Source organism: Streptomyces mesophilus, from assembly GCF_040300965.1.
Lineage (GTDB): Bacteria > Actinomycetota > Actinomycetes > Streptomycetales > Streptomycetaceae > Streptomyces > Streptomyces mesophilus_A.
The window spans coordinates 1-19949 of the sequence record NZ_JBEPEW010000107.1 but is presented as its reverse complement, the minus strand read 5'-3'; the positions used below and the strand labels follow the sequence as shown (position 1 = coordinate 19949).

General features: G+C 65.4%; 33 protein-coding genes. 32 read left to right on the top strand and 1 reads right to left on the bottom strand.

Going from position 1 to position 19949, the window contains the following annotated elements:
* The first annotated feature begins 145 nt into the window (after positions 1–145).
* The 31 genes from tuf to rplQ all read left to right on the top strand — a co-directional run bounded on the left by tuf (position 146) and on the right by rplQ (position 18248).
* Positions 146–1339 (top strand): elongation factor Tu, encoded by a 1194-nt coding sequence (gene tuf, locus ABT367_RS29545; protein ID WP_352256322.1) that lies wholly within the window; start codon positions 146–148, stop codon positions 1337–1339.
* A 550-nt stretch (positions 1340–1889) separates the two neighbouring features.
* The gene (gene rpsJ / locus ABT367_RS29540; RefSeq protein ID WP_003948644.1) at positions 1890–2198 is read left to right on the top strand and encodes a 30S ribosomal protein S10; all 309 of its coding nucleotides are present in this window, start codon (positions 1890–1892) and stop codon (positions 2196–2198) included.
* A gap of 15 nt (positions 2199–2213) precedes the next feature.
* Positions 2214–2858, top strand: coding sequence for a 50S ribosomal protein L3 (gene rplC, locus ABT367_RS29535; RefSeq protein ID WP_352256321.1), 645 nt, complete (start codon positions 2214–2216; stop codon positions 2856–2858).
* Between the two features lie 7 nt (positions 2859–2865).
* Positions 2866–3516, top strand: a complete 651-nt coding sequence (gene rplD, locus ABT367_RS29530) for a 50S ribosomal protein L4 (protein ID WP_352256320.1) — start codon at positions 2866–2868, stop codon at positions 3514–3516.
* Entirely contained in the window at positions 3516–3836 is a 321-nt protein-coding gene (gene rplW, locus ABT367_RS29525; RefSeq protein WP_165332355.1) for a 50S ribosomal protein L23, read from the top strand. The genes rplD and rplW overlap by 1 nt, the downstream gene beginning before the upstream one ends.
* A 39-nt stretch (positions 3837–3875) precedes the next feature.
* Positions 3876–4712 (top strand): 50S ribosomal protein L2, encoded by an 837-nt coding sequence (gene rplB, locus ABT367_RS29520; protein WP_165332356.1) that lies wholly within the window; start codon positions 3876–3878, stop codon positions 4710–4712.
* 12 nt (positions 4713–4724) lie between these two features.
* Positions 4725–5006 (top strand): 30S ribosomal protein S19, encoded by a 282-nt coding sequence (gene rpsS / locus ABT367_RS29515; protein WP_003992359.1) that lies wholly within the window; start codon positions 4725–4727, stop codon positions 5004–5006.
* 43 nt (positions 5007–5049) lie between these two features.
* A complete protein-coding gene (gene rplV, locus ABT367_RS29510) occupies positions 5050–5397 on the top strand; it encodes a 50S ribosomal protein L22 (protein ID WP_135332555.1) in 348 nt (115 codons plus the stop codon).
* Positions 5397–6230 (top strand): 30S ribosomal protein S3, encoded by an 834-nt coding sequence (gene rpsC / locus ABT367_RS29505; RefSeq protein WP_187819707.1) that lies wholly within the window; start codon positions 5397–5399, stop codon positions 6228–6230. The genes rplV and rpsC overlap by 1 nt, the downstream gene beginning before the upstream one ends.
* A gap of 5 nt (positions 6231–6235) precedes the next feature.
* Positions 6236–6655 carry a 50S ribosomal protein L16 gene (gene rplP / locus ABT367_RS29500; protein ID WP_059424836.1) on the top strand — a complete coding sequence of 140 codons (420 nt, stop codon included), beginning with the start codon at positions 6236–6238 and terminating at the stop codon, positions 6653–6655.
* Positions 6655–6879, top strand: coding sequence for a 50S ribosomal protein L29 (gene rpmC, locus ABT367_RS29495; protein ID WP_003956457.1), 225 nt, complete (start codon positions 6655–6657; stop codon positions 6877–6879). Before rplP ends, rpmC begins: the two co-directional genes overlap by 1 nt.
* Entirely contained in the window at positions 6879–7163 is a 285-nt protein-coding gene (gene rpsQ / locus ABT367_RS29490; RefSeq protein ID WP_111663851.1) for a 30S ribosomal protein S17, read from the top strand. The genes rpmC and rpsQ overlap by 1 nt, the downstream gene beginning before the upstream one ends.
* Positions 7164–7323: 160 nt before the next feature.
* On the top strand, positions 7324–7692 hold the full coding sequence (gene rplN, locus ABT367_RS29485; protein ID WP_165332360.1) for a 50S ribosomal protein L14: 369 nt from the start codon (positions 7324–7326) through the stop codon (positions 7690–7692).
* A 2-nt stretch (positions 7693–7694) separates the two neighbouring features.
* Positions 7695–8018 carry a 50S ribosomal protein L24 gene (rplX, locus tag ABT367_RS29480; protein WP_352256319.1) on the top strand — a complete coding sequence of 108 codons (324 nt, stop codon included), beginning with the start codon at positions 7695–7697 and terminating at the stop codon, positions 8016–8018.
* Positions 8018–8575, top strand: a complete 558-nt coding sequence (gene rplE / locus ABT367_RS29475) for a 50S ribosomal protein L5 (protein WP_060901493.1) — start codon at positions 8018–8020, stop codon at positions 8573–8575. Before rplX ends, rplE begins: the two co-directional genes overlap by 1 nt.
* 5 nt (positions 8576–8580) lie before the next feature.
* Complete coding sequence (locus tag ABT367_RS29470) at positions 8581–8766, top strand: type Z 30S ribosomal protein S14 (protein ID WP_003956452.1); 186 nt, start codon at positions 8581–8583, stop codon at positions 8764–8766.
* Between the two features lie 213 nt (positions 8767–8979).
* Entirely contained in the window at positions 8980–9378 is a 399-nt protein-coding gene (rpsH, locus tag ABT367_RS29465; RefSeq protein WP_093613762.1) for a 30S ribosomal protein S8, read from the top strand.
* 22 nt (positions 9379–9400) lie between these two features.
* Entirely contained in the window at positions 9401–9940 is a 540-nt protein-coding gene (rplF, locus tag ABT367_RS29460) for a 50S ribosomal protein L6 (RefSeq protein ID WP_165332363.1), read from the top strand.
* Between the two features lie 3 nt (positions 9941–9943).
* Entirely contained in the window at positions 9944–10327 is a 384-nt protein-coding gene (rplR, locus tag ABT367_RS29455) for a 50S ribosomal protein L18 (RefSeq protein WP_327354082.1), read from the top strand.
* A gap of 43 nt (positions 10328–10370) precedes the next feature.
* Positions 10371–10976 carry a 30S ribosomal protein S5 gene (rpsE, locus tag ABT367_RS29450; RefSeq protein ID WP_052580769.1) on the top strand — a complete coding sequence of 202 codons (606 nt, stop codon included), beginning with the start codon at positions 10371–10373 and terminating at the stop codon, positions 10974–10976.
* Positions 10976–11155 carry a 50S ribosomal protein L30 gene (rpmD, locus tag ABT367_RS29445; protein WP_052580766.1) on the top strand — a complete coding sequence of 60 codons (180 nt, stop codon included), beginning with the start codon at positions 10976–10978 and terminating at the stop codon, positions 11153–11155. The genes rpsE and rpmD overlap by 1 nt, the downstream gene beginning before the upstream one ends.
* A gap of 1 nt (position 11156) precedes the next feature.
* Positions 11157–11612 carry a 50S ribosomal protein L15 gene (rplO, locus tag ABT367_RS29440; RefSeq protein ID WP_352256318.1) on the top strand — a complete coding sequence of 152 codons (456 nt, stop codon included), beginning with the start codon at positions 11157–11159 and terminating at the stop codon, positions 11610–11612.
* A 250-nt stretch (positions 11613–11862) separates the two neighbouring features.
* Positions 11863–13176, top strand: coding sequence for a preprotein translocase subunit SecY (gene secY, locus ABT367_RS29435; protein WP_352256317.1), 1314 nt, complete (start codon positions 11863–11865; stop codon positions 13174–13176).
* Complete coding sequence (locus ABT367_RS29430) at positions 13176–13835, top strand: adenylate kinase (protein WP_352256316.1); 660 nt, start codon at positions 13176–13178, stop codon at positions 13833–13835. The genes secY and ABT367_RS29430 overlap by 1 nt, the downstream gene beginning before the upstream one ends.
* 100 nt (positions 13836–13935) lie before the next feature.
* Complete coding sequence (map, locus tag ABT367_RS29425; protein WP_352256315.1) at positions 13936–14772, top strand: type I methionyl aminopeptidase; 837 nt, start codon at positions 13936–13938, stop codon at positions 14770–14772.
* A 186-nt stretch (positions 14773–14958) separates the two neighbouring features.
* Positions 14959–15180, top strand: a complete 222-nt coding sequence (gene infA, locus ABT367_RS29420) for a translation initiation factor IF-1 (RefSeq protein ID WP_003948620.1) — start codon at positions 14959–14961, stop codon at positions 15178–15180.
* A gap of 57 nt (positions 15181–15237) precedes the next feature.
* Entirely contained in the window at positions 15238–15351 is a 114-nt protein-coding gene (rpmJ, locus tag ABT367_RS29415) for a 50S ribosomal protein L36 (RefSeq protein WP_003948619.1), read from the top strand.
* 206 nt (positions 15352–15557) lie between these two features.
* Positions 15558–15938, top strand: a complete 381-nt coding sequence (gene rpsM, locus ABT367_RS29410) for a 30S ribosomal protein S13 (RefSeq protein WP_165332368.1) — start codon at positions 15558–15560, stop codon at positions 15936–15938.
* A 69-nt stretch (positions 15939–16007) separates the two neighbouring features.
* The gene (gene rpsK, locus ABT367_RS29405) at positions 16008–16412 is read left to right on the top strand and encodes a 30S ribosomal protein S11 (RefSeq protein WP_003948617.1); all 405 of its coding nucleotides are present in this window, start codon (positions 16008–16010) and stop codon (positions 16410–16412) included.
* A 142-nt stretch (positions 16413–16554) separates the two neighbouring features.
* On the top strand, positions 16555–17577 hold the full coding sequence (locus tag ABT367_RS29400) for a DNA-directed RNA polymerase subunit alpha (protein ID WP_003966937.1): 1023 nt from the start codon (positions 16555–16557) through the stop codon (positions 17575–17577).
* A gap of 164 nt (positions 17578–17741) precedes the next feature.
* On the top strand, positions 17742–18248 hold the full coding sequence (gene rplQ, locus ABT367_RS29395) for a 50S ribosomal protein L17 (protein WP_352256314.1): 507 nt from the start codon (positions 17742–17744) through the stop codon (positions 18246–18248).
* A 95-nt stretch (positions 18249–18343) separates the two neighbouring features.
* On the opposite strand, the gene ABT367_RS29390 is transcribed toward rplQ, so the two are convergent.
* A complete protein-coding gene (locus ABT367_RS29390; protein ID WP_352256313.1) occupies positions 18344–18841 on the bottom strand; it encodes a peptidoglycan-binding domain-containing protein in 498 nt (165 codons plus the stop codon).
* A 114-nt stretch (positions 18842–18955) separates the two neighbouring features.
* Between ABT367_RS29390 and truA the strand changes: the two genes are divergently transcribed.
* On the top strand, positions 18956–19813 hold the full coding sequence (truA, locus tag ABT367_RS29385) for a tRNA pseudouridine(38-40) synthase TruA (protein WP_352256312.1): 858 nt from the start codon (positions 18956–18958) through the stop codon (positions 19811–19813).
* The last annotated feature ends 136 nt before the right edge of the window (positions 19814–19949 follow it).

The window sequence follows — 19949 nt, the reverse complement described above, 5'->3', positions numbered from 1 at the left end:
CCACACGGTTTCACGCTTTAGGCTTGACACCATCCGCCGGGGTTTCGACCCCGCAGGGAGAGCGACCCCGGCGGCTGGCATCCCAGCAAAGATCACCTGGCGCCGATGAGTAAGGCGTACCAGAACCACTCCACAGGAGGACCCAGTGGCGAAGGCGAAGTTCGAGCGGACTAAGCCGCACGTCAACATCGGCACCATCGGTCACATTGACCACGGTAAGACGACCCTCACGGCCGCCATTACCAAGGTGCTGCACGACGCGTACCCCGACCTGAACGAGGCCTCGGCCTTCGACCAGATCGACAAGGCTCCTGAGGAGCGCCAGCGCGGTATCACGATCTCGATCGCGCACGTCGAGTACCAGACGGAGACCCGTCACTACGCCCACGTCGACTGCCCCGGTCACGCGGACTACATCAAGAACATGATCACGGGTGCCGCCCAGATGGACGGCGCCATCCTCGTGGTCGCCGCCACCGACGGCCCGATGCCGCAGACCAAGGAGCACGTGCTCCTGGCCCGCCAGGTCGGCGTTCCGTACATCGTCGTCGCCCTGAACAAGGCCGACATGGTGGACGACGAGGAGATCCTGGAGCTCGTCGAGCTCGAGGTCCGTGAGCTGCTCTCCGAGTACGAGTTCCCGGGCGACGACGTTCCGGTCGTCAAGGTCTCGGCGCTCAAGGCGCTCGAGGGCGACGCCGAGTGGGGCAAGTCCGTCCTCGACCTGATGAAGGCCGTCGACGAGTCGATCCCGCAGCCCGAGCGTGACGTCGACAAGCCGTTCCTGATGCCGATCGAGGACGTCTTCACGATCACCGGTCGTGGCACCGTCGTCACCGGTCGTATCGAGCGAGGCATCCTCAAGGTCAACGAGACCGTGGACATCATCGGTATCAAGACCGAGAAGACCACGACCACGGTCACGGGCATCGAGATGTTCCGCAAGCTGCTCGACGAGGGCCAGGCCGGTGAGAACGTCGGTCTGCTCCTCCGTGGCATCAAGCGCGAGGACGTCGAGCGCGGCCAGGTCATCATCAAGCCCGGTTCGGTCACGCCGCACACCGAGTTCGAGGCCCAGGCCTACATCCTGTCGAAGGACGAGGGTGGCCGTCACACCCCGTTCTTCAACAACTACCGCCCGCAGTTCTACTTCCGTACGACGGACGTGACCGGCGTCGTGACCCTCCCCGAGGGCACCGAGATGGTCATGCCGGGTGACAACACCGAGATGTCGGTCGAGCTCATCCAGCCCATCGCCATGGAAGAGGGCCTCAAGTTCGCCATCCGTGAGGGTGGCCGGACCGTGGGCGCCGGCCAGGTCACCAAGATCAACAAGTAATTGTTGACTCGCGGTACCTGAGCTTCCAGCTCGAACCGAAGCCCCCGTACACCTTCTGGGTGTGCGGGGGCTTCGGCCTGATTTCGGTGGATTCCCTTGTGCGAGCAGGGAATTCGCCGCTACGGGGATACGCGACCGGGTTTGACAAGAGGGCTTCCAGGGGTACGCTTCTCGGCTCGATTGGCGCCGGATGCAACCCGTATGGCACACTGTCCAGGTTGCTCGGTTGAGTGCCGATGCTGCGCGCCTCCCGCCGGGAGGACCGGAAGCGAGTCCCACAGTACTCGTCGCCTTAACTGCCCTCGGGCAGCGCTGGGGCGGACGTACGGGAATCTTTCGGGAAGTGCGGTGCGGTTCCTCGGCCAGGCGTCCGGTGGGTGTTCCTTCCCCATCTCCGCGGTCCTTGCGGCCGCAACCCCCTAGCAGGGAAATCCTTCGGGAAATCTGTGTCAGTGAGGTTGCGACACGCCCGACCGCGTGGGTCGGAGAAAGAGTCAAGAGAGCCCCCGGGTTCCAGAGCGTTTACTAGAGACAGGACTACTGAGTAGCCATGGCGGGACAGAAGATCCGCATCCGGCTCAAGGCCTACGACCACGAGGTCATCGACTCCTCGGCGAAGAAGATCGTCGAGACGGTGACCCGTACTGGTGCGTCGGTCGCAGGCCCGGTGCCGCTCCCCACCGAGAAGAACGTGTACTGCGTCATCAAGTCGCCGCACAAGTACAAGGACTCTCGCGAGCACTTCGAGATGCGCACGCACAAGCGCCTCATCGACATCCTCGACCCGACCCCCAAGACCGTTGACTCTCTGATGCGACTCGACCTTCCGGCCGGTGTCGACATCGAGATCAAGCTCTAAGGGCGGTTGATCTAGATGACCAAGCAGATCAAGGGCATCCTGGGCGAGAAGCTCGGCATGACGCAGGTGTGGGACGAGAACAACCGTGTTGTTCCGGTCACCGTCGTCAAGGCCGGCCCCTGCGTCGTGACCCAGGTCCGTACGAATGACTCCGACGGCTACGAGTCGGTCCAGATCGCCTTCGGCGAGATCGACCCGCGCAAGGTGAACAAGCCCCTCAAGGGCCACTTCGCCAAGGCCGACGTGACCCCCCGCCGCCACCTCGTCGAGATCCGTACTCCGGACGCTTCCGAGTACACCCTCGGCCAGGAGCTCACCGCTGAGACCTTCGAGTCCGGCGTGAAGGTCGACGTGACCGGCAAGAGCAAGGGCAAGGGCTTCGCCGGTGTCATGAAGCGCCACAACTTCAAGGGTGGCAAGGCTTCCCACGGTGCCAAGCGCATCCACCGCAAGCCCGGATCCATCGGTGGCTGTGCCACCCCCGGCCGTGTCTTCAAGGGCATGCGCATGGCGGGTCGCATGGGCAACGAGCGGGTCACCACCCAGAACCTGACCGTTCACGCCGTTGACGCGGAGAAGGGCCTGCTCCTGATCAAGGGCGCAGTTCCTGGTCCGAACGGTGGCCTCGTCCTGGTCCGCACTGCGGCCAAGGGGGTTTGAGGAACCGATGAGCACCATTGACATCCTTTCGCCGGCAGGCGACAAGGCCGGGACCGTCGAGCTCCCCTCGGAGATCTTCGACGTCGAGAAGATCAGCATTCCGCTGATCCACCAGGTCGTTGTCGCTCAGCTGGCCGCTGCCCGCCAGGGCACGCACAAGGTCAAGACCCGCGGCGAAGTCCGTGGTGGTGGCCGCAAGCCGTACCGCCAGAAGGGCACCGGCCGCGCCCGTCAGGGTTCGACCCGTGCGCCGCAGTTCGCCGGCGGTGGCGTCGTTCACGGCCCCACCCCGCGTGACTACTCGCAGCGGACCCCGAAGAAGATGAAGGCCGCGGCCCTGCGCCACGCCCTCACCGACCGGGCCCGCAACAACCGCATCCACGTCGTGTCCGGCGTGGTTGAGGGCGAGATCAGCACCAAGGCCGCCAAGACCCTCCTGGGCAAGGTCAGCGAGCGCAAGAACGTGCTCCTGGTCATCACCCGCGAGGACGAGGTCGCTCTGCTGTCCGCTCGCAACCTGCCCCAGGTCCACATCCTGGAGCCGGGCCAGCTGAACACGTACGACGTGCTCGTTTCGGACGACGTGGTCTTCACCAAGGCCGCCTTCGACTCCTTCGTCGCCGGCCCCAAGGCTGACACCGAAGGGAGCGAGGCCTGATGTCTGAGGCCACGATCACCAGCAAGACCTTCTCGGACCCGCGCGACATCCTCGTCAAGCCGGTCGTCTCGGAGAAGAGCTATGCGCTGCTCGACGAGAACAAGTACACGTTCATCGTCGCGCCCGGCTCCAACAAGACGCAGATCAAGCAGGCCGTGGAAGCGGTCTTCGGGGTCAAGGTCACCGGGGTCAACACGATCAACCGTCAGGGCAAGCGGAAGCGTACGCGCACCGGTTTCGGCAAGCGTGCCGACACCAAGCGCGCCATCGTGACCCTCGCTGAGGGCGACCGTATCGACATCTTCGGCCAGGCCTCCTAACGGAGTGCCCTGGTCCGAATATCGGACGAGGACTGAGAAATGGGAATCCGCAAGTACAAGCCGACTACGCCGGGCCGTCGCGGCTCCAGCGTCGCCGACTTCGTCGAGATCACGCGGTCCACGCCGGAGAAGTCGCTGGTCCGCCCGCTGCACAGCAAGGGCGGCCGTAACAACACCGGTCGTGTGACCGTCCGCCACCAGGGCGGTGGCCACAAGCGCGCCTACCGAGTGATCGACTTCCGTCGTCACGACAAGGACGGCGTGCCGGCGAAGGTCGCGCACATCGAGTACGACCCCAACCGCACCGCGCGTATCGCGCTGCTGCACTACGCCGACGGCGAGAAGCGCTACATCATCGCGCCGCGCGGTCTGCAGCAGGGCGACCGGATTGAGAACGGCCCTGGCGCCGACATCAAGCCGGGCAACAACCTCGCGCTGCGCAACATCCCCGTGGGTACGACGATCCACGCCATCGAGCTCCGTCCCGGTGGCGGCGCCAAGTTCGCCCGCTCCGCGGGTGCCTCGGTGCAGCTCCTGGCGAAGGAGGGCACGATGGCCCACCTTCGTATGCCCTCCGGCGAGATCCGCCTGGTCGACGCGCGCTGCCGCGCGACGGTCGGCGAGGTCGGCAACGCCGAGCAGAGCAACATCAACTGGGGTAAGGCCGGCCGTATGCGCTGGAAGGGCGTTCGCCCGACCGTGCGCGGTGTCGTCATGAACCCGGTTGACCACCCCCACGGTGGTGGTGAAGGCAAGACCTCCGGTGGACGTCACCCGGTCTCGCCTTGGGGTCAGAAGGAAGGCCGTACTCGTTCGCCCAAGAAGGCGTCGAACAAGTACATCGTCCGCCGCCGCAAGACGAACAAGAAGCGCTAAGGACGGGTTGAGATGCCTCGTAGCCTGAAGAAGGGGCCCTTCGTCGACGACCACCTCATCAAGAAGGTGGACGCCCAGAACGAAGCCGGCACCAAGAACGTCATCAAGACCTGGTCCCGTCGCTCCATGATCGTGCCGGCCATGCTCGGCCACACGCTTGCGGTGCACAACGGCAAGACCCACATCCCGGTGTTCGTCACCGAGTCGATGGTCGGCCACAAGCTCGGCGAGTTCTCGCCGACGCGCACCTTCCGGGGCCACGTCAAGGACGACCGGAAGTCGAAGCGCCGCTAGTAGCGGATCGCATTCAGACACGTAAGAAACTGAAGGGACAACCATGGAAGCCAGGGCCCAGGCGCGGTACATCCGCGTCACGCCCATGAAGGCCCGCCGCGTGGTGGACCTCATCCGTGGCATGGACGCCACGGAGGCCCAGGCCGTCCTGCGATTCGCTCCGCAGGCAGCCTCGGTTCCCGTTGGCAAGGTGCTCGACAGCGCCATCGCCAACGCCGCGCACAACTACGACCACAGTGACGCCTCTTCGCTGTTCATCAGCGAGGCGTTCGTGGATGAGGGCCCGACCCTGAAGCGGTTCCGTCCGCGTGCTCAGGGCCGTGCCTACCGGATCCGTAAGCGGACCAGCCACATCACCGTGGTCGTCAGCAGCAAGGAAGGAACCCGGTAATGGGCCAGAAGGTAAACCCGCACGGGTTCCGGCTCGGCATCACCACCGACTTCAAGTCGCGTTGGTACGCCGACAAGCTGTACAAGGACTACGTCAAGGAAGACGTCGCCATCCGTCGGATGATGACGTCCGGCATGGAGCGCGCCGGCATCTCGAAGGTTGAGATCGAGCGCACCCGTGACCGTGTCCGCGTGGACATCCACACCGCCCGCCCGGGCATCGTCATCGGCCGCCGTGGCGCCGAGGCCGACCGCATCCGCGGTGACCTCGAGAAGCTCACGGGCAAGCAGGTCCAGCTGAACATCCTCGAGGTCAAGAACCCCGAGACCGATGCCCAGCTGGTTGCCCAGGCCGTTGCCGAGCAGCTGTCCTCCCGCGTCTCCTTCCGTCGGGCCATGCGCAAGAGCATGCAGTCCGCCATGAAGGCCGGCGCCAAGGGCATCAAGATCCAGTGTGGCGGCCGTCTCGGCGGCGCCGAGATGAGCCGTTCGGAGTTCTACCGCGAGGGTCGTGTGCCGCTGCACACGCTCCGCGCGAACGTGGACTACGGCTTCTTCGAGGCCAAGACGACCTTCGGTCGCATTGGCGTCAAGGTCTGGATCTACAAGGGCGACGTCAAGAACATCGCCGAGGTCCGCGCCGAGAACGCTGCGGCCCGTGCGGGTAACCGCCCGGCCCGTGGTGGCGCCGACCGTCCCGCCGGCCGTGGTGGCCGTGGTGGCGAGCGTGGCGGCCGCGGCCGCAAGCCGCAGCAGTCGGCTCCGGCCGCCGAGGCCCCCAAGGCCGAGGCGCCCGCCGCTGCTCCGGCTGAGAGCACCGGAACGGAGGCCTGACCGAAATGCTGATCCCCCGTAGGGTCAAGCACCGCAAGCAGCACCACCCGAAGCGCAGCGGTATGTCCAAGGGTGGCACGCAGGTTGCGTTCGGCGAGTACGGCATCCAGGCGCTCACGCCGGCGTACGTGACGAACCGTCAGATCGAGGCCGCTCGTATCGCCATGACGCGTCACATCAAGCGTGGCGGCAAGGTCTGGATCAACATTTACCCGGACCGCCCCCTCACCAAGAAGCCTGCCGAGACCCGCATGGGTTCCGGTAAGGGTTCGCCGGAGTGGTGGGTCGCCAACGTCAAGCCCGGACGCGTGATGTTCGAGCTGTCGTACCCCAACGAGAAGATCGCGCGTGAGGCGCTGACTCGTGCGGCTCACAAGCTGCCGATGAAGTGCAAGATCGTCAAGCGCGAGGCAGGTGAAGCGTGATGTCGACCGGTACCAAGGCGTCCGAGCTCCGCGAGCTGGGCAACGAGGAGCTTGTCAACAAGCTTCGCGAGGCCAAGGAAGAGCTGTTCAATCTCCGCTTCCAGGCGGCGACCGGCCAGCTCGAGAACCATGGCCGTCTCAAGGCGGTCCGTAAGGACATCGCGCGGATCTACACCCTGATGCGCGAGCGTGAGCTGGGCATCGAGACGGTGGAGAGCGCCTGATGAGCGAGAAGACTGTGACTGAAGAGACTGCCGCCCGCGGCTTCCGCAAGACCCGCGAGGGTCTCGTCGTCAGCGACAAGATGGACAAGACCGTCGTCGTCGCCGTCGAGGACCGCGTCAAGCACGCGCTGTACGGCAAGGTCATCCGCCGTACGAACAAGCTCAAGGCGCACGACGAGCAGAACGCTGCCGGCGTCGGCGACCGTGTCCTCCTCATGGAGACGCGTCCGCTGTCGGCGACCAAGCGCTGGCGCGTCGTCGAGATCCTCGAGAAGGCGAAGTAGTCCCGCGGGGGCCTCGCGCCCCCGCGCTGCTTCTCTTTCGACAGGCCAAGTAATTCCTGCGGGCAACTCCGCAGGACAGTTCCGCCAGGCTCGGCAGGGGCCCACTCCTCGTAAGAGGTGAAGCCCCTGCCGGGAACCGGCAGACGATCAGGAGATAGACGTGATCCAGCAGGAGTCGCGACTCAAGGTCGCCGACAACACTGGTGCGAAGGAAATCCTTTGCATCCGTGTTCTCGGTGGCTCGGGTCGCCGCTACGCGGGCATCGGCGACGTCATCGTCGCCACCGTCAAGGACGCGATCCCCGGCGGCAATGTGAAGAAGGGTGACGTCATCAAGGCGGTCATCGTTCGCACCGTCAAGGAGCGCCGCCGCCAGGACGGCTCGTACATCCGCTTCGACGAGAACGCCGCTGTCATTCTCAAGAACGACGGCGACCCTCGTGGCACCCGTATTTTCGGCCCGGTGGGCCGTGAGCTGCGCGAGAAGAAGTTCATGAAGATCATCTCGCTCGCGCCGGAGGTGCTGTAAGCATGAAGATCAAGAAGGGCGACCTGGTTCAGGTCATCACCGGTAAGGACAAGGGCAAGCAGGGCAAGGTCATCGCGGCCTACCCCCGCGAGGACCGCGTTCTGGTCGAGGGTGTCAACCGGGTCAAGAAGCACACCAAGGCCGGTCCGACCGCCAGCGGTTCGCAGGCCGGCGGCATCATCACCACCGAGGCGCCGATCCACGTCTCCAACGTCCAGCTGGTCGTTGAGAAGGACGGCAACAAGGTCGTGACGCGCGTCGGTTACCGCTTCGACGACGAGGGCAACAAGGTTCGCGTTGCCAAGCGGACGGGTGAGGACATCTGATGGCTACCACCACGACTCCGCGTCTCAAGACGAAGTACCGCGAGGAGATCGCGGGCAAGCTGCGTGAGGAGTTCTCGTACGAGAACGTCATGCAGGTTCCCGGTCTCGTCAAGATCGTGGTCAACATGGGTGTCGGCGACGCCGCCCGTGACTCGAAGCTCATGGACGGTGCCGTCCGTGACCTGACGACGATCACCGGTCAGAAGCCGGCCATCACCAAGGCCCGCAAGTCCATCGCGCAGTTCAAGCTGCGCGAGGGTCAGCCGATCGGTGCCCACGTCACGCTTCGTGGCGACCGCATGTGGGAGTTCCTGGACCGCACCCTGTCGCTCGCGCTGCCGCGCATCCGCGACTTCCGTGGTCTGTCCCCCAAGCAGTTCGACGGCCGTGGCAACTACACCTTCGGTCTCACCGAGCAGGTCATGTTCCACGAGATCGACCAGGACAAGATCGACCGCGTCCGGGGTATGGACATCACCGTGGTCACCACGGCGACCAACGACGCTGAGGGCCGCGCGCTCCTTCGTCACCTCGGCTTCCCGTTCAAGGAGGCGTAAGCGAGATGGCGAAGAAGGCTCTTATTGCCAAGGCTGCTCGTAAGCCCAAGTTCGGTGTGCGTGCCTACACCCGCTGCCAGCGTTGTGGCCGCCCGCACTCCGTGTACCGCAAGTTCGGCCTGTGCCGCGTGTGCCTTCGTGAGATGGCTCACCGTGGCGAGCTGCCGGGCGTGACCAAGAGCTCCTGGTAAACCCCGAATCTTCGGGATTTCCAGGCGCTCTCGGTAAGCACTCTGGTCGGCAGGGCCCTCCTCCGCATGCCGTAGGCTTGTGGGGTTGGGCGCCTGCCGCCCTGAAACGACTTACTACGCCGTAGGTCCCCGTGCCGCACCCGTCCCGCCTCTGTGTGGGGAGAGGGATGGCGCATACAGGAAACCCCGGCGAGAGAGGCCGAAGGCCAATTCATGACCATGACTGATCCGATCGCAGACATGCTGACGCGTCTGCGCAATGCGAACTCGGCGTACCACGACTCGGTGTCGATGCCGCACAGCAAGATCAAGTCCCACATCGCGGAGATCCTCCAGCAGGAGGGCTACATCACCGGCTGGAAGACCGAGGACGCCGAAGTCGGCAAGAACCTCGTTCTCGAGCTGAAGTTCGGCCCGAACCGTGAGCGCTCCATCGCGGGCATCAAGCGGATCTCCAAGCCCGGTCTCCGGGTTTACGCGAAGTCCACCAACCTGCCCAAGGTTCTGGGTGGCCTCGGCGTGGCGATCATCTCCACGTCGCACGGTCTCCTGACCGACAAGCAGGCCGGCAAGAAGGGCGTAGGCGGAGAAGTTCTCGCCTACGTCTGGTAGCGGAAAGGAATCGGAAGAAGCTATGTCGCGTATTGGCAAGCTCCCCATCACGGTTCCCGCCGGCGTGGACGTCACCATCGACGGCCAGACGGTCACGGTCAAGGGTTCCAAGGGCACCCTGACCCACACCGTCGTGGCGCCGATCGAGATCGCTAAGGGCGAGGACGGCGTTCTGAACGTCACCCGCCCGAACGACGAGCGTCAGAACAAGGCCCTGCACGGCCTGTCCCGCACGCTGGTGGCGAACATGATCACCGGCGTGACCACGGGTTACGTGAAGAAGCTCGAAATCAGCGGTGTCGGTTACCGCGTCCTGGCGAAGGGCTCCAACCTGGAGTTCTCGCTCGGCTACAGCCACCCGATCCTGATCGAGGCGCCCGAGGGCATCTCCTTCAAGGTCGAGTCGCCGACGAAGTTCTCGGTCGAGGGCATCGACAAGCAGAAGGTCGGCGAGGTTGCGGCCAACATCCGCAAGCTGCGCAAGCCCGACCCGTACAAGGCCAAGGGCGTCAAGTACGAGGGCGAAGTCATTCGCCGCAAGGTCGGAAAGGCGGGTAAGTAAGCCATGGCATACGGTGTCAAGATTGCTAAGGGCGACGCTTACAAGCGTGCTGCCATCAAGCGTCGTCACATCCGGATCCGTAAGCACATCTCGGGTACGGCTGAGCGTCCGCGTCTCGTCGTGACGCGCTCCAACCGCAACATCATCGCCCAGGTGATCGACGACGTTAAGGGTCACACCCTGGCGTCGGCGTCCACCCTGGACACGACGATCCGCGGTGGCGAGGGCGACAAGTCGGCTCAGGCCAAGCAGGTCGGCGCCCTGGTCGCCGAGCGCGCCAAGGCCGCCGGTGTCGAGGCTGTCGTATTCGACCGTGGTGGTAACCAGTACGCCGGGCGCATCGCCGCCCTGGCGGACGCCGCCCGCGAGGCCGGACTCAAGTTCTGAGTCCTGGTTCCGTAGCTAGCGGAAACAGAGAGAGGTAATTCCAATGGCTGGACCCCAGCGCCGCAGTGGCGGTGCCGGTGGCGGCGAGCGGCGGGACCGGAAGGGTCGCGACGGTGGCGCTGCTGCCGCCGAGAAGACCGCGTACGTTGAGCGCGTTGTCGCGATCAACCGCGTCGCCAAGGTTGTGAAGGGTGGTCGTCGCTTCAGCTTCACTGCGCTCGTCGTAGTGGGCGACGGTGACGGCACCGTGGGTGTCGGTTACGGCAAGGCCAAGGAGGTGCCGGCCGCCATCGCCAAGGGTGTTGAGGAGGCCAAGAAGCACTTCTTCAAGGTCCCCCGTATCCAGGGCACCATCCCGCACCCGATCCAGGGCGAGAAGGCTGCGGGCGTCGTCCTGCTCAAGCCTGCTTCCCCCGGTACCGGTGTTATCGCCGGTGGCCCGGTTCGCGCCGTGCTCGAGTGCGCCGGTATTCACGACATCCTGTCGAAGTCCCTGGGCTCCGACAACGCGATCAACATCGTGCACGCGACCGTGGCGGCCCTCAAGGGCCTGCAGCGTCCCGAGGAAGTCGCGGCTCGCCGTGGCCTGCCCCTCGAGGACGTCGCCCCCGCGGCTCTGCTCCGTGCGCGTGCCGGGGCTGGTGCGTAATGGCACAGCTCAAGATCACGCAGGTGAAGTCGTACATCGGCAGCAAGCAGAACCACCGTGACACCCTGCGCTCCCTTGGTCTCAAGGGCATCAACACGCAGGTCGTCAAGGAGGACCGCCCCGAGTTCCGCGGCATGGTGCACACCGTCCGCCACCTCGTGACGGTTGAGGAGGTCTGACATGGCGGAGAACAACCCGCTGAAGATCCACAACCTCCGTCCGGCTCCCGGCGCCAAGACCGCCAAGACCCGTGTGGGTCGTGGTGAGGCGTCGAAGGGTAAGACGGCCGGTCGTGGTACCAAGGGCACCAAGGCCCGTTACCAGGTTCCGGAGCGCTTCGAGGGTGGCCAGATGCCCCTCCACATGCGTCTCCCGAAGCTCAAGGGCTTCAAGAACCCGTTCAAGACCGAGTTCCAGGTCGTGAACCTGGACAAGCTGGCTTCGCTCTACCCCGAGGGTGGCGAGGTCACGGTCGAGGACCTGGTCAACAAGGGTGCCGTGCGCAAGAACAGCCTCGTCAAGGTCCTGGGCCAGGGCGAGATCTCCGTGGCGCTGCAGGTGACGGTCGACGCCGTCTCCGGCTCCGCCAAGGAGAAGATTGCCGCCGCCGGCGGCTCCGTCACCGAGCTCGTCTGATTTCCTCAGGCAGAGTCTCGATGACTTGATCGATCCCACCGGGGATGCCCCACAAAAGGGGCATCCCCGGTTGGTCGTTCCTAGGGGGGCATGGTCGCCGGTAAGGTGGCGTGCACTGCTAACTTCCGCGCGGTCTGTCTGCTGCTTCACAGCAGCCGGGAATCCGCGCGTTGTTGCCTATTGCTTACTATTCGTCGAACCTCAAGACCGTCACCTCTGGCGCACGCGCGCGGGGGTCGCAGGAGGCACCGTGCTCACCGCGTTCGCCCGGGCGTTCAAGACGCCCGACCTGCGCAAGAAGTTGCTCTTCACGCTCGGCATCATCGTCATCTACCGGCTCGGTGCCCACATCCCGATCCCCGGGGTGTCGTACGAGAACGTGCAGATCTGTCTCGACCAGGCCGACACCAAGGGTGGCATCTTCGGTCTGGTCAACATGTTCAGTGGTGGCGCGCTGCTGCAGATCACGATCTTCGCGCTCGGCATCATGCCGTACATCACGGCGAGCATCATTCTGCAGCTGCTGACCGTGGTCATCCCCCGACTCGAGGCCCTCAAGAAGGAGGGCCAGTCCGGCACGGCGAAGATCACGCAGTACACGCGTTATCTGACGGTCGCGCTGGCCGTGCTCCAGGGCACCGGTCTGGTCGCCACCGCCCGCAGCGGCGCGCTGTTCAGCAGCTGCCCGGTGGGCAGCGAGATCGTGCCCGACCAGTCGATCTTCACCACCGTCACGATGGTGCTGACGATGACGGCCGGTACGGCGGTCGTGATGTGGCTCGGTGAGCTCGTCACCGACCGCGGCATCGGCAACGGCATGTCCATCCTGATGTTCATCTCGATCGCCGCGGGCTTCCCCGGCGCGCTGTGGGCCATCAAGGAGCAGGGCTCGCTGGCCGACGGCTGGATCGAGTTCGGCGTGGTCATCCTCGTCGGCCTCTTCATGGTCGGCCTGGTCGTGTTCGTCGAGCAGGCGCAGCGCCGTATCCCGGTGCAGTACGCGAAGCGCATGATCGGGCGCCGTTCCTACGGCGGTACGTCGACGTACATCCCGCTCAAGGTGAACCAGGCGGGCATCATCCCTGTGATCTTCGCTTCGTCGCTGCTCTACATCCCGGCGCTCGTCGCGCAGTTCAGCGGTTCCACCGCCGGCTGGGCGCAGTGGATCGAAGCGCACTTCGTCAAGGGTGACCACCCGTACTACCTGGTCACCTACTTCGTGTTGATCGTGTTCTTCGCCTTCTTCTACGTGGCGATCTCGTTCAACCCCGAGGAAGTCGCCGACAACATGAAGAAGTATGGTGGCTTCATCCCGGGTATCCGGGCGGGCCGGCCCACCGCCGAGTACCTGAGCTACGTGCTCAACCGGATCACTTGGCCCGGGTCGCTCTATCTGGGTCTGATCGCTCTCGTGCCGACAGCGGCGTTGGCAGGCTTCGGAGCTAACCAGAACTTCCCGTTCGGCGGGACGAGCATCCTGATCATCGTGGGTGTGGGTCTGGAGACCGTGAAGCAGATCGAGAGCCAGCTCCAGCAGCGTAATTACGAAGGGTTCCTCCGCTGATGCGTATCGTCCTCGTCGGGCCGCCCGGTGCGGGCAAGGGAACGCAGGCCGCGTTCCTCGCCCAGAACCTGTCGATCCCTCACATCTCCACGGGCGACCTTTTCCGGGCCAACATCAGCCAGGGCACGGAGCTCGGCCTCAAGGCCAAGTCCTACATGGACGCGGGCAACTTGGTGCCGGACGAGGTCACCATCGGGATGGCCAAGGACCGTATGGCACAGCCGGACGCCGCGAACGGGTTCCTGCTCGACGGCTTCCCGCGCAACGTCTCGCAGGCCGAGGCCCTGGACGACGCGCTGAAGCTGGACGGACAGGAGCTGGACGCGGTCCTGGACCTCGAGGTCCCGGAGGACGAGGTCGTCAAGCGCATCGCGGGCCGCCGGATCTGCCGTAACGATTCGAGCCACGTGTTCCACGTCTCGTACAAGCAGCCCGCGACCGAGGGCGTCTGCGACGTCTGCGGCGGCGAGCTGTACCAGCGTGGTGACGACACCGAGGAGACCGTCCGCCGGCGCCTCGAGGTCTACCACAGCGAGACCGAGCCGATCATCGACCACTACCGGGCCCAGGGCCTGGTCGTGACGATCTCGGCGCTCGGCAGCGTGGCCGAGGTGACGGAGCGCGCCATGGAGGCGCTGCGCAAGGGCGACGACGCCTGAGGCGAATGAGCTGGAACTACGGCCGCGGTGCCCCGATGGGTGCCGCGGCCGTAGTGTTGTGTCAGTAGGTCTTTTCTTTAGATACGGAGCGATGCGGGCCATGGTGGAGATCAAGACCCCCGAGCAGATCGCCAAGATGCGAGAGGCCGGACTGGTCGTCGCCGCGATCCACAAGGCCACCCGTGAGGCGGCGGTGCCGGGCGCGACCACCAAGGACCTCGACGAGGTCGCGCGCAAGGTGCTCGACGAGCACGGCGCGAAGTCCAACTTCCTCGGCTACGGGGGCTTCCCCGCGACCATCTGCACCTCGAAGAACGAGGTCGTGGTCCACGGCATCCCGAGCGACGAGGTCGTGCTCAACGACGGCGACATCATCTCCATCGACTGCGGCGCGATCATCGACGGCTGGCACGGCGACGCCGCGTACACCGCCTTTGTGGGCTCCGGGCACGCGCCCGAGCTGATCGAGCTCTCCCGGGTGACCGAGGAGTCGATGTGGGCCGGCATCGCGGCGATGAAGCAGGGCAACCGTCTGGTGGACGTCTCCAAGGCGATCGAGTCGTACATCCGCCGCCAGCCCCGTCCGGCCACCGGCAAGTACGGGATCATCGAGGACTACGGCGGCCACGGCATCGGTACGCAGATGCACATGGAGCCGCACCTCCTGAACTACGTGGAGCGCCGCCGCGGCCGCGGCCCGAAGCTGGTGCCCGGCTTCTGCCTCGCGATCGAGCCGATGGTCTCGCTGGGTACGGCGCGGACCGAGGTGCTCGAGGACGACTGGACCGTCATCACCACGGACGGGACCTGGTCCTCGCACTGGGAGCACTCGGTCGCCGTCACCGAGCAGGGGCCGCTGGTGCTGACCGCCCCTGATGGCGGCAAGGCCAAGCTCGCTGAGATGGGTATCACAGCGGCGCCCGATCCGCTGGGCTAGAGCGGGGTACGGGCGGTCTTTGCGCCGGCGTGCATAACGATCGTCCCGTCGGGGCACACTTTTCGGATTCGTCTTTCCGGGTGCTCTGACGTAGACTGACTCGTCGGCTCTCGTGCACCCGTATGCCTGCATTCCGCAGGCTGCACGTACGAGACCGATCAAGGTAGTCGATTCGAAGGGCGAAGCGTGGCCAAGAAGCAAGGTGCCATCGAGATCGAAGGCACTGTCGTCGAGTCTCTCCCGAACGCCATGTTCAAGGTGGAGCTCCAGAACGGCCACCAGGTCCTGGCACACATCAGCGGCAAGATGCGTATGCACTACATCCGCATCCTCCCTGACGACCGGGTCGTGGTGGAGCTGTCTCCGTACGACCTGACGCGTGGCCGGATCGTCTACCGGTACAAGTAGATCTTGCCTGTGCCCCGCATCCGCGGGGTGGTGGCACTGACCCGGAGAACCTCACCAATGAAGGTCAAGCCGAGCGTCAAGAAGATCTGCGACAAGTGCAGGGTGATTCGCCGTCACGGCCGAGTCATGATCATCTGCGACAACCCGCGCCACAAGCAGCGCCAGGGCTGACGCAGGTCTGCATCCGCAGATCTTTGAGCGACGCATAGCTCAGCAGCTAAGTAGATACGCAAGGCCCGTCCCTCTTCAGTAATGGAGGGCGACACCCCCGGTCGGAGGCCGGGGACCCAGTTCGTACCAACTCTTCGACCGACGAAGAGGACGGCGGCTGGGAGCGGTCTTGGGGAAGACCTCCGAAAGACAACTGGAGCCATTGAATGGCACGCGTTTCCGGTGTTGACATCCCGCGCGACAAGCGTGTGGAAGTCGCCCTTACCTACGTTTTCGGTATCGGCCGCACCCAGTCCCAGAAGGCGCTGGCCGAGACCGGCGTCAACCCGAACACCCGCGTTCGCGACCTCTCCGAGGAGGAGCTGGTCAAGATCCGCGAGTACGTGGACGCCAACCTTCAGACCGAGGGTGACCTCCGCCGCGAGATCCAGGGCGACATTCGCCGCAAGATCGAGATCGGCTGCTACCAGGGCATTCGTCACCGTCGCGGCCTGCCTGTGCACGGCCAGCGCACCAGCACGAACGCCCGTACCCGCAAGGGCCCGCGTCGCGCCATCGCCGGCAAGAAGAAGCCGGGCAAGAAGTAGTCCACAGCGGACAACGCTTCATCAGCGGTCTTCGCTGTAGGACCGACCACCTCCCCGTAGGAGTTATAGATGCCCCCCAAGGGTCGTCAGGGCGCTGCCAAGAAGGTGCGCCGCAAGGAAAAGAAGAACGTCGCCCACGGGCACGCTCACATCAAGAGCACGTTCAACAACACGATCGTGTCCATCACGGACCCGACCGGCAACGTGATCTCGTGGGCCTCCGCCGGCCACGTCGGCTTCAAGGGCTCGCGCAAGTCCACGCCGTTCGCCGCGCAGATGGCCGCCGAGTCGGCTGCCCGTCGCGCGCAGGAGCACGGCATGCGCAAGGTCGACGTCTTCGTCAAGGGTCCCGGCTCCGGCCGTGAGACCGCGATCCGCTCCCTCCAGGCCACCGGCCTCGAGGTCGGCTCGATCCAGGACGTCACCCCCACGCCGCACAACGGCTGCCGTCCGCCCAAGCGCCGTCGCGTCTGACGCACTGCGTTTGGTCTGAGGTTTTCGGGCGGTACGGCTCTTCGGGGCCGTATCGCCCGTACCCTTGAAATGCCCGTGCCTTCACGGCGCGGTTTGAGTCGGACATCAAATAGTGGGTGTCCATGACTGAAGGAATCACTTCATGCTGATCGCTCAGCGCCCCTCGCTGACCGAAGAGGTCGTCGACGAGTTCCGCTCCCGGTTCGTGATCGAGCCCCTGGAGCCGGGCTTCGGCTACACCCTCGGCAACTCCCTGCGTCGTACGCTCCTCTCCTCGATCCCGGGTGCGGCTGTCACGTCCATCCGTATCGACGGTGTCCTGCACGAGTTCACCACCGTGCCGGGCGTCAAGGAGGACGTCACCGACCTCATCCTGAACATCAAGCAGCTGGTCGTCTCCTCGGAGCACGACGAGCCGGTCGTGATGTACCTGCGCAAGCAGGGTCCCGGCCTGGTCACCGCTGCTGACATCGCCCCGCCGGCCGGTGTCGAGGTGCACAACCCCGACCTGGTGCTCGCCACGCTGAACGGCAAGGGCAAGCTGGAGATGGAGCTGACCGTCGAGCGCGGTCGCGGCTACGTCTCCGCCGTGCAGAACAAGCAGGTGGGCCAGGAGATCGGCCGTATTCCGGTCGACTCCATCTACTCGCCGGTCCTCAAGGTCACCTACAAGGTCGAGGCGACCCGAGTCGAGCAGCGCACCGACTTCGACAAGCTCATCGTCGACGTCGAGACCAAGCAGGCCATGCGTCCGCGTGACGCCATGGCGTCGGCCGGCAAGACCCTGGTCGAGCTGTTCGGTCTGGCGCGCGAGCTCAACATCGACGCCGAGGGCATCGACATGGGCCCGTCCCCGACGGACGCCGCCCTTGCCGCCGACCTGGCGCTGCCGATCGAGGAGCTCGAGCTCACCGTTCGTTCGTACAACTGCCTCAAGCGTGAGGGCATCCACTCCGTGGGTGAGCTCGTGGCGCGCTCCGAGGCGGACCTCCTGGACATCCGCAACTTCGGTGCGAAGTCCATCGACGAGGTCAAGGCCAAGCTCGCGGGCATGGGTCTTGCGCTCAAGGACTCGCCCCCCGGGTTCGACCCGACCGCTGCCGCCGACGCCTTCGGCGCCGACGACGACGCGGACGCCGGGTTCGTCGAGACCGAGCAGTACTGAATCGCTCGGGCCTGACGGTCTGATTCTTGCTGCGGTCCGGCTTCGGTTGGACGCGCAGTTCCCCGCGCCCCCTTTGGGGGCGCGGGTCTCCGACAGGCAGCCGCCTGCTCGGATACTGACTCCGGTACCTGATACGGCCGGGGCAGCACACAAGGAGAAACATCATGCCGAAGCCCGCCAAGGGTGCCCGTCTGGGCGGCAGCGCTGCGCACGAGCGGCACATGCTGGCGAACCTCGCCAAGTCGCTGTTCGAGCACGGCCGCATCACGACGACCGAGGCCAAGGCCCGCCGCCTGCGTCCGGTCGCCGAGCGTCTGATCACCAAGGCGAAGAAGGGCGACATCCACAACCGTCGCCAGGTGCTGCAGACGATCACCGACAAGGGGATCGTGCACACGCTCTTCACCGAGATCGCTCCGCGCTACACCGAGCGTCCGGGTGGCTACACCCGTATCACCAAGATCGGTAACCGCCGCGGCGACAACGCGCCGATGGCCGTGATCGAGCTGGTCGAGGGCGAGATCGCCAAGAAGGCGACCGTCGACGAGGCCGAGGCCGCCACCAAGCGTGCGGTCAAGGAAGACGCCCTCAAGAAGGACGCGGCCGTCGAGGCCGAGTCCGACGAGGACGCCAAGCCGGTCGAGGCTGCCGAGGAGTCGAAGGACGCCTGAGCGTTCTGACACTGCTTGACGAAGCAGGCCCGCATTCCCTGCGAGGGGATGCGGGCCTGCTTCGTGTCGTTTCGTGTACGAGGGAGCGGCGGCGGTCAGTTGGGGATGAGGCTCTTGCAGTCGTTCTGCCAGGTGCCATAGCGCTTCACGGCCTTGGGGTCGTGCATGTTGTCCCTCTTGCGCTTCTCCACCAGCATCTCCATGCGCTGACCTGTCTTCGGGCCGACGACGCCGTCCTTGCCCAGCCCGTTGTTCCCCTGGAAGAGCTTCACGGCGTTCGCGGTGCCGGAGCCGAAATCGCCGTCGACGCGGATCTGCGGCCGGTTGAAGATGTTCACGGCCCGCTGGACGCACTTCACCTTGGTGCCGCTGTCCCCCTTGCGGATGGGCTTGGGCTGACCGGATCCCGCGGCCCCGCCGGATGAACCGGAGCCCGCCCCGGCTTTGTTGGTGAGCTTTTCCTTGCTCGCCGAGGACTTGCCCTTGTCCTTCGCCTTCGAGCCCGAGCCGTCACCGCCGCCACAGGCGGTGAGCCCCAGGGCGAGAATGCCGGTGGTGAGCAGGGCGGCGGCAGGCGTGGTCCACTTGGTCATCGTTCCCCCGATGTATGCGATCCCATTGCGGACGTACGGGGCGGGAGACGCCGGTTCGCGGTGTGGTAGTTGCGTGATGAACATCACTGATGTTCGACAGGGAGGCAGGTTTCGGTGGCCGACGAGGTGGAGCCCGGTTTCGTACGGGTGCGTCTTGATCTTTCGTACGACGGCAAGGAGTTCTCGGGCTGGGCCAGGCAGGACCGGCAGGCGACCCGGACCGTGCAGGGCGAGATCGAGTCCGCGCTGCGTACGGTGACGCGCTCGGGCGTGACCTTTCCGCTGACCGTCGCCGGGCGCACCGACGCCGGGGTGCACGCGCGCGGGCAGGTGGCTCATGTCGATCTGCCCGCCGAGCTGTGGGCCGAGCACCAGGAGAAGCTGCTGCGCCGGCTTGCCGGGCGGCTGCCGCACGATGTGCGTGTGTGGAAGGTGGCCGAGGCGCCCAGCGGATTCAACGCGCGCTTCTCGGCGATCTGGCGGCGCTACGCGTATCGCGTGACCGACCACCCCGGTGGCGTCGACCCGCTGCTGCGCGGTCATGTGCTGTGGCACGACTGGGCGTTGGACGTCGAGGCGATGAACGAGGCGGCCGCCCAGCTGCTCGGCGAGCACGACTTCGCCGCGTACTGCAAGAAGAGGGAAGGCGCCACGACCATCCGCACCCTTCAGGAGCTTCGGCTCGAGCGGGGCGCCGACGGGATCATCACGGCGACCGTGCGGGCGGATGCCTTCTGCCACAACATGGTGCGCTCGCTGATCGGTGCGCTGCTGTTCGTGGGCGACGGCCACCGTGGGCCGGGCTGGCCGGCGAAGGTGCTTGCGGCCGGCGTGCGGGATTCGGCGGTGCATGTGGTGCGGCCGCACGGGCTCACGCTGGAGGAAGTGGGCTATCCGGCGGACGAGTTGCTGGCGGCGCGGAGCATCGAGGCGCGGAACAAGAGGACGCTTCCCGGCGCTGGGTGCTGCTGAGCGGAGCGGTTTTCTCCGAGTCGTACGAGGACACAGCGCTGTGCGGGTGGCGGGTGTCGTCTGCCGGAGAGCACACCGCGGAAATCCAGTGGCCACAGGCATAATCTGGTTTGGCCACGTGTGCTATAAAAGGAGC